The organism is Pseudomonas sp. FSL R10-1339 (assembly GCF_009600545.1).
In the GTDB taxonomy this organism is placed as follows: Bacteria; Pseudomonadota; Gammaproteobacteria; order Pseudomonadales; family Pseudomonadaceae; genus Aquipseudomonas; species Aquipseudomonas bubulae.
This window is the reverse complement of the sequence record NZ_WIVQ01000064.1, coordinates 21,368-27,663: the sequence shown is the minus strand read 5'-3', so window position 1 is coordinate 27,663 and position 6,296 is coordinate 21,368. Positions and strand designations below refer to the sequence as shown.

The 6,296-nt window shown below is 60.4% G+C and carries 7 protein-coding genes; 5 read left to right on the top strand and 2 right to left on the bottom strand.

Going from position 1 to position 6,296, the window contains the following annotated elements; translation table 11 throughout:
- Positions 1-548: tRNA (adenine(22)-N(1))-methyltransferase TrmK (locus GHO03_RS17100; RefSeq protein ID WP_153400237.1), on the top strand; the 548-nt coding region annotated here is incomplete at its 5' end.
- 62 nt (positions 549-610) lie between these two features.
- On the opposite strand, the gene GHO03_RS17095 is transcribed toward GHO03_RS17100, so the two are convergent.
- Positions 611-1,516: a LysR family transcriptional regulator gene (locus GHO03_RS17095; protein ID WP_153380113.1), complete on the bottom strand. Its 906-nt coding sequence runs from the start codon at positions 1,514-1,516 to the stop codon at positions 611-613.
- 155 nt (positions 1,517-1,671) lie between these two features.
- Here GHO03_RS17095 and GHO03_RS17090 point away from each other — a divergent pair, with 155 nt between their 5' ends.
- The 3 genes from GHO03_RS17090 (at position 1,672) to GHO03_RS17080 (ending at position 4,660) form a co-directional block, all read left to right on the top strand.
- Complete coding sequence (locus GHO03_RS17090) at positions 1,672-2,517, top strand: SDR family NAD(P)-dependent oxidoreductase (protein WP_095000104.1); 846 nt, start codon at positions 1,672-1,674, stop codon at positions 2,515-2,517.
- 280 nt (positions 2,518-2,797) lie between these two features.
- Positions 2,798-4,006, top strand: a complete 1,209-nt coding sequence (locus GHO03_RS17085) for a collagen-like triple helix repeat-containing protein (RefSeq protein ID WP_153400236.1) — start codon at positions 2,798-2,800, stop codon at positions 4,004-4,006.
- A gap of 159 nt (positions 4,007-4,165) precedes the next feature.
- Positions 4,166-4,660 carry an ATP-binding protein gene (locus GHO03_RS17080; RefSeq protein WP_095000106.1) on the top strand — a complete coding sequence of 165 codons (495 nt, stop codon included), beginning with the start codon at positions 4,166-4,168 and terminating at the stop codon, positions 4,658-4,660.
- On the opposite strand, the gene GHO03_RS17075 is transcribed toward GHO03_RS17080, so the two are convergent.
- Positions 4,635-5,522: a LysR substrate-binding domain-containing protein gene (locus GHO03_RS17075; protein ID WP_153400235.1), complete on the bottom strand. Its 888-nt coding sequence runs from the start codon at positions 5,520-5,522 to the stop codon at positions 4,635-4,637. The two genes, GHO03_RS17080 and GHO03_RS17075, sit on opposite strands and share 26 nt — an antisense overlap.
- Before the next feature lie 139 nt (positions 5,523-5,661).
- On the opposite strand from GHO03_RS17075, the gene GHO03_RS17070 reads away from it, so the two are divergent.
- Positions 5,662-6,285, top strand: a complete 624-nt coding sequence (locus GHO03_RS17070; protein WP_095019871.1) for a glutathione S-transferase family protein — start codon at positions 5,662-5,664, stop codon at positions 6,283-6,285.
- The last annotated feature ends 11 nt before the right edge of the window (positions 6,286-6,296 follow it).

Genomic DNA, 6,296 nt, shown 5'->3' with positions numbered 1-6,296 from the left:
AGGTGGCCCTGACGCCCTTTCAGGCGGCCCGGCGTACCGTGCGCGAAAACGGCTTCGAGCAACGCATTAGCGTGCGCCATGCCAGTGGCCTGGCAGCGATCAGGCCGCAGGACGAGATTACGGCGATCAGCATCTGCGGCATGGGTGGCGAGACCATCCGCGATATTCTTGCAAGTGGCAAGGCACACCTGAGCGGACGGGAGCGCCTGATCCTGCAACCCAACGGCGGCGAGCAGCCTTTACGGCAATGGCTGATGGAAAACCACTACCACATCCTTTGCGAAGAACTGCTGCGGGAAAACCGTTTTTACTACGAAATCATCGTCGCCGAACGCATCGGACCGGTGAGCTATACCGCCGAGCAATTGTACTTTGGCCCCTTCCAGATGCAGGCGCGCAGCCCGCTGTTTCTGGGTAAGTGGCAACGTATGCTGGGTGAAAAACGCAAGGTTCTGAGCAATCTTGCCCTGGCGCGCCAGGCCGTGCCCGAAGCCCGGGTGGAGGAAATTGCCCGACAGGTCAGATGGATCAGCGAACTGCTGGCTTGAGTCTCGACTCATGCGGCGCAGCCATGCCAGCAAGTTTACTTGAAGGGGTTCGCTGAGCCTGTTCAGGGTTGAGTGTTGCCATCGAGCATGGCAATAAAGTGCTGTATCAGCGGTGACGGGTTATGGGCATGCCAGTTCATGTACAGGCCGATGGTCGGGTTGGCAGCGCCTGTCAGCGGCCGGATCGGACGGAACGCTACCTTGTCGCGCAGCGTCGAGCCGGCGAGGGATTGCGGCACCAGGGCCACGCCAAAACCGCAACTTACCAGGCCGATCAGGGTATGCAGCTGTGCGGCCTCCTGTACCACCCTGGGGTAGAACCCGGCGTTTTCGCACAGGCCGATCAACTGGCCGTGATAGCCGCTGCCCAGGGCTTGTGGAGTAAAGACAAAGTCTTCGTCAGCAAAATCGCGCAGCTCGATGGGCCCTGACTGCGCCTTGGGATGATCCAGGGGCAGGGCCATGACAATGGCCTCGTCGAGCAACAGGCGCGATTCGATGTCGGCTGCGATGAAGGGCAGTTTGCGCATAAAGGCGATATCGGTCTCGGCAGCCAGCAGCGCCTCGGCCTGGCTGGAGGAAGGCATTTCCTTGATCACCAGCTGGACCTGGGGAAAGGTTTGGCGAAACTGCCTGAGGCTGTTGAGCAACGGCTCGAAGTACGCGATAGACACCGCGCTGACAGTGAGCACACCGGCTACCCCTTGCGCCACCTGGCGGGCGTACTCCACCCCCTGTTCCAGTTCCTTGAGTGTGCGACAGGCCGCCTGCAAAAAGGCCTGGCCTGCGGGCGTCAGCTTGACCTCGCGCCTGCTGCGGGTGAACAGGGCTAACCCCAGCTTGTCTTCCAGTCGGCTGATCGCCTGGCTCAGGGGTGGCTGGGCCATGTGCAGGCGCACGGCGGCCTTGTGGAAATGCAGTTCCTCAGCCACCGCGATGAACTGACGGAGCAGTCGGGTTTCGATCATGTGCAGTGTTCCTTCCTTTGAACGGGGTTATCTGTGAACACCGCCGCTCTCACAGAGGGGCTGATAGGCAGCGGGTATCAACGGGCCTGTTGAACGGTATTAAACAACGCGCCTTTTGATTGTTACGGTGAAGTATCAATCAAGAGGGCATCCTTATGGACTTTAACGGCAAAACCGCAATTGTAACGGGTGCTGGCCGGGGCCTGGGCTTGAGTTATGCCAGGGAGCTGGCACGGCTGGGCGCCCATGTGCTGATCAGTGATATTGGCGCAGACAGGCAAGGCGCAGCAGCAGATGCATCCGTTGCCCATGACGCCGCGCAAGCGCTGGCAGCCCAGGGCTACAGCGTGATCGGTCATCACGGTGAGTTGGTCAGCGAGACGGGTTGCCGGCAGTTGGTCGAAACGGCCGTCGAAGCGTTCGGGCGGCTGGATATTGTGATCCACAACGCGGGCTGGGTCGGTTACCAGGCTATTGAAGAAGCGCAGCCTGAGTTTGTCGAGCGCGCGCTGGGGATCAATGTGTATAGCCCGATCTGGCTGTGCAAACATGCCTGGCCGTACCTGCGCCAATCATCGGCGGCGCGGGTGGTGCTGACCTCTTCGGACCGGGCCATGTACCAGCCCTATGCCCAGCCGGGCCTGACCGCCTACGCCGCCGGCAAGATGGCACAATTGGGCATCATGAATGCCCTGAGCAGGGAGGGTGCCGCCGATGGCATCCTGGTGAACGCAGTAGCGCCGGTGGCCAAGACCCGGATGTGGGGCGTTAACGGCGAACCGGACAACCTCAAGCCCCAGTGGGTGACTCCCGGTGTGATCTTTCTGGCCTCGGCTCAGTGCCAGGACAGCGGCTATATTCTGCGGGCCAGCAATGGTCAGTTCACGGCAACGCGGTTTGTCGAGAATCCCGGGGTGGACTACCCCCTGGATCTGGCCCGAATCAGGGCCGACAGCGCCGAGCAGGTCGCCCGCTTGTGGGAGCAGATCAAGGAATGCTGATGCTGGGGTCGGTCTTGTTAATTGTGCTTACCACTTAAGTAGGGGGCGCTGCGGCCATTGCGTGAAAAAGCCCTGTGCAAGTTGATATGCAGCGCTTTTTATAACCTGAGCATTAGTCCTTAAGTCGAGTCGCGGCAGCCTTATAGAGAGTATTAATACCAAGGAGTGAGTTGTGGGTTCGAGCCCGTGGCGTTGTCATGTTCCCCAGGATGGAAACTCCCTCTGATGCGAGTGCTGGGAGCTTTCGAACTCAGGCATGACAGATTCAAGGGAGCTGATTATGAACACCCAACTCTGGTTGAAAACAAGCACGGCCCTGTTGTTGGTCATGAGCGCCAGCCTGGCGGGCTGCCACAGTGGTGGTGGCGGGCATCACAGCAGTGACAGCGCAAGCACGCCGACGCCGCCGACCAATCCGACCACGCCAACTGATCCCACTACACCGACAGATCCAACTGATCCGACTGATCCGACTGATCCAACCAATCCAACCAATCCAACCAATCCGCCTAACCCGGCAGTTACCCCGCCTCTGGTCACGGGGCAGGTCGCCGGTGAAGTCGGCACCGGACTGGGCGGTGTCGGCACCCTGGTCAGCGGCGTGGGCACTACCCTGACCACCGTTCCTGTGGTCGGCGCAGCAGGCGGGTTGGTGGTCAATACCGGTAATGCCGTGACTTCCATTACCGATGGCGTGACCAATGGCCTGGGCTCGCTGGGCACTGACAAAAACTCGCTGGGCATTACCGTGGCTGGTGTTACCAATGGCGTCAGCGATGTGGGTAAAGGCGTTTCGTCTCTCGGCACAGGTGTCAGCGCTCTGGTCGACAACACACCGATCAGTCAGGTCCCGCTGGTAGGCGGCGTAGTGGGCAAGGTCACCGGCACCGCGGGCGGGTTGGTGGACAAGGTCGGCACCACCGTCACCATGCTTGGCAACACACTGACCACCAATGTGACCAGCGGGCAATTGGGCAAGGCTACCGGTGGTTTGAATGACAAGGTCGTGGTCCCCGTGATCTCAATGGTGGAAAACGTCACAGGCAAGGTAGGCACCACCACCGGGTTGGGGCAGCCGGTGGACGGGTTGTTGACGAAGGTTGGCGGCGTGGTCGGCGGGCTGGGTGACAAGGTAGTCGATACCGGCAAGAACCCGCTCACCAATGTGGTGGGCGGTGTGCTAGGCGGTGTGGGTGGGGCACTGGATAAATCCGGCGGTTACCTGAACCCGACGACAACCACCGGCACCGGCACAAGCACAACTACCGGCGGGCTGGGCGGTTTGCTGGGCGGGCTGGGCACGGCCACAGGTTCAACCGGTACTCAGACAACCACCGGCGGCACAGGTGGTTTACTGGGTGGCAGCACTGGCTTGCTTGGCAGCCTGGGCGGCACGACCGGTACCCAGACAAACACCGGCACCTCGGGTGGCGCAAGTGCTTCCGGCGGGCTGGGTGGCCTGCTTGGCGGCCTGCTAAACAAAAACTGACTGGCCGCGCGCGGACGCTGTTGTACGGTTCGGTCTGTACCCCTGAAGTTCAGGTGCAGACCGGGCTGTTTTTCGTTCACCCTTGGCTGGTTTTATTGGCAATTGCGTTCTCTGCCAGCGCTGGGCATCATCCAATGTCCGCACTCAAGGAAGCGTCCCATGGTCACTGCGACACTGCATCTGATGTGCGGCAAGATCGCATCAGGCAAATCAACCCTGGCCAGAACGCTTGCGGTGGAGCACAGCGCGATATTGCTGAGCGAAGATAAATGGCTCTCCTCTCTTTATCCCGGTGCGATCAATTCGGTAACCGATTACGCAGCCTACAGCCTGAGGATTCGCGGTGTGCTGGGGCCTCTGGTGATCGACCTGCTGGAGTCCGGTGTGGATGTGGTGCTGGATTTTCCTGCCAATACCATTGCCGGCCGTGAATGGTTGCTCGGCCTGGCAGAAACCGCGCGTGTGCCGCACTGCCTGCATTATCTCGCTGTGGACGACGACACCTGCCGTGCGCGCCTGCATGTACGCAACCAGCTTGCCGAGCATGACTTTGCCGCATCGGATGCCGAGTTTGATCTGATCACCACCTACTTTCGTTCACCGGATGCAGACGAGGGGCTGGTGATTGTTACTTACCCCCGGCCTCTTGCATGATCCAGTGCATAAATGCCCTGACCTCATCCCGTTGCATTGCCTCCACCCGCGTTACGGCGTAGTAGGCAAAGCGCGCCGGCCAGGGCTTGTCCATGACTTTTACCAGACGGCCTGCAGCGATTTCTTCGGTTGCGTACTCCTGGGGCACCAAGGCCAGCCCCTGGCCTGCTTCGGCTGCGCGGATCAATAAAAAATCGTCCTCAAAAGCAGTCCCGCGCTCGGCGCGCGGGTCTTTGCCCACGCCATGGGCGCTGAGCCACAACAGCCAGTCGGCACGGTCAGCGTCATGCAGCAGGGGGAAGTCGAGGCAGTCCTGCGGCTGTGCCGGCCCCGGGTTGCCAGCCAGCAGGGCGGGGCTGGCGACGGGGATCAGTACAGGTGCCATCAAACGGGTCACGTGCAGGCCGGGATAGAACCCAAGCCCATGGCGCAAGGCAATATCGACACGCCCGCGGTGCATGTCCACCAGCGCGGAAGTGGCCTCCACCCGCACCTCGATATCCGGGTGCAGGCGGTTGAATCGTCCCAGGCGCGGCACCAGCCATGAGGCGGCAAAGGTTGCCACCGTACTGATCGTCAGGGTCTGGCGAGTCGTACTTTCGTGCAGTGACTGCATGGCTTTTTCGATTGCCCCGAAGGCTTGCTGCAGGGTGGGGTGCACAGATGCGCCAGCCTCTGTAAGCCGCAAGCCGCTGCGTTCGCGGGTAAACAGCGGCATGCCGACCCGGTCTTCCAGCAGGCGGATCTGCTGGCTGACGGCACCTGAGGTGACATTCAGCGTTTGCGCGGCCGCCTTGATGCTGCCTTGCTGGCCTACTTCGACAAATGCTCGCAAGGCGAGAAGGGGCAGTGAAGCTGCCATAGGCTTTAGTTTTCCTGAATCTGGTGTGCAGAAATGATCGTTTCCGCTGACACACAGCGAAAGCGATGATGTTCCGAGTTTAGAGATGCTGTGCAAGTTTAGTAAAACTATATCTAACCGGACGCCCTGCATGAACCCCATGATCACGTTGTATACCGACAGCTCGCCCAATGGTTTCAAGATCACCATTGCCCTGGAGGAACTCGGTTTAACCTACCACCTGCGGCACGTAAACATTGACCAGGGCGAGAACCGCAGCCCGGCGTTTTTGCGCCTCAATCCGCACGGGCGTATCCCGGTGCTGGTCGACGAAAGCAGTGGCATCACATTGTTTGAATCGGCAGCCATCCTCCTGTATCTGGCTGATATCAGTGGTCAGCTCTTGCCCGTCGAACCCGCCAAACGCTGGGAAGCCATCCAGTGGCTGATGTTTCATGCTGCCAGCGTGGGGCCTGTGATGGGCCAGCGCGTTCACTTCGAGCTGTTTGCCGCAGACAAAATTCCCCAGGCCATTTCGCGCTATCGGCGCTTGATGGATGAAGCCTTTACCACCCTGGACAACCGCCTGGCCGAGCACCCCTATCTGGCCGGTGACGAGTACTCGATTGCCGATATTGCCCAGTTTGGCTGGACCCATATCGCGCAAGTCATCGATTTCGATTTCAGCGCCTATAAGCACCTGAGCGCCTGGTACCAGCGCATTGGCACCAGACCCGCCGTGCAGCGCGGTATCGCTCTGCCTACTCGCGCCACCGGCGCTTGAACCAGGGGATC

What these genes read in the sequence shown, in the direction of transcription:
- GHO03_RS17095 (WP_153380113.1), bottom strand. Translation starts at nt 1,516, where the DNA reads ATGATCGAAACCCGACTGCTCCGTCAGTTCATCGCGGTGGCTGAGGAA.
- GHO03_RS17090 (WP_095000104.1), top strand. Translation starts at nt 1,672, where the DNA reads ATGGACTTTAACGGCAAAACCGCAATTGTAACGGGTGCTGGCCGGGGC.
- GHO03_RS17085 (WP_153400236.1), top strand. Translation starts at nt 2,798, where the DNA reads ATGAACACCCAACTCTGGTTGAAAACAAGCACGGCCCTGTTGTTGGTC.
- GHO03_RS17080 (WP_095000106.1), top strand. Translation starts at nt 4,166, where the DNA reads ATGGTCACTGCGACACTGCATCTGATGTGCGGCAAGATCGCATCAGGC.
- GHO03_RS17075 (WP_153400235.1), bottom strand. Translation starts at nt 5,522, where the DNA reads ATGGCAGCTTCACTGCCCCTTCTCGCCTTGCGAGCATTTGTCGAAGTA.
- GHO03_RS17070 (WP_095019871.1), top strand. Translation starts at nt 5,662, where the DNA reads ATGATCACGTTGTATACCGACAGCTCGCCCAATGGTTTCAAGATCACC.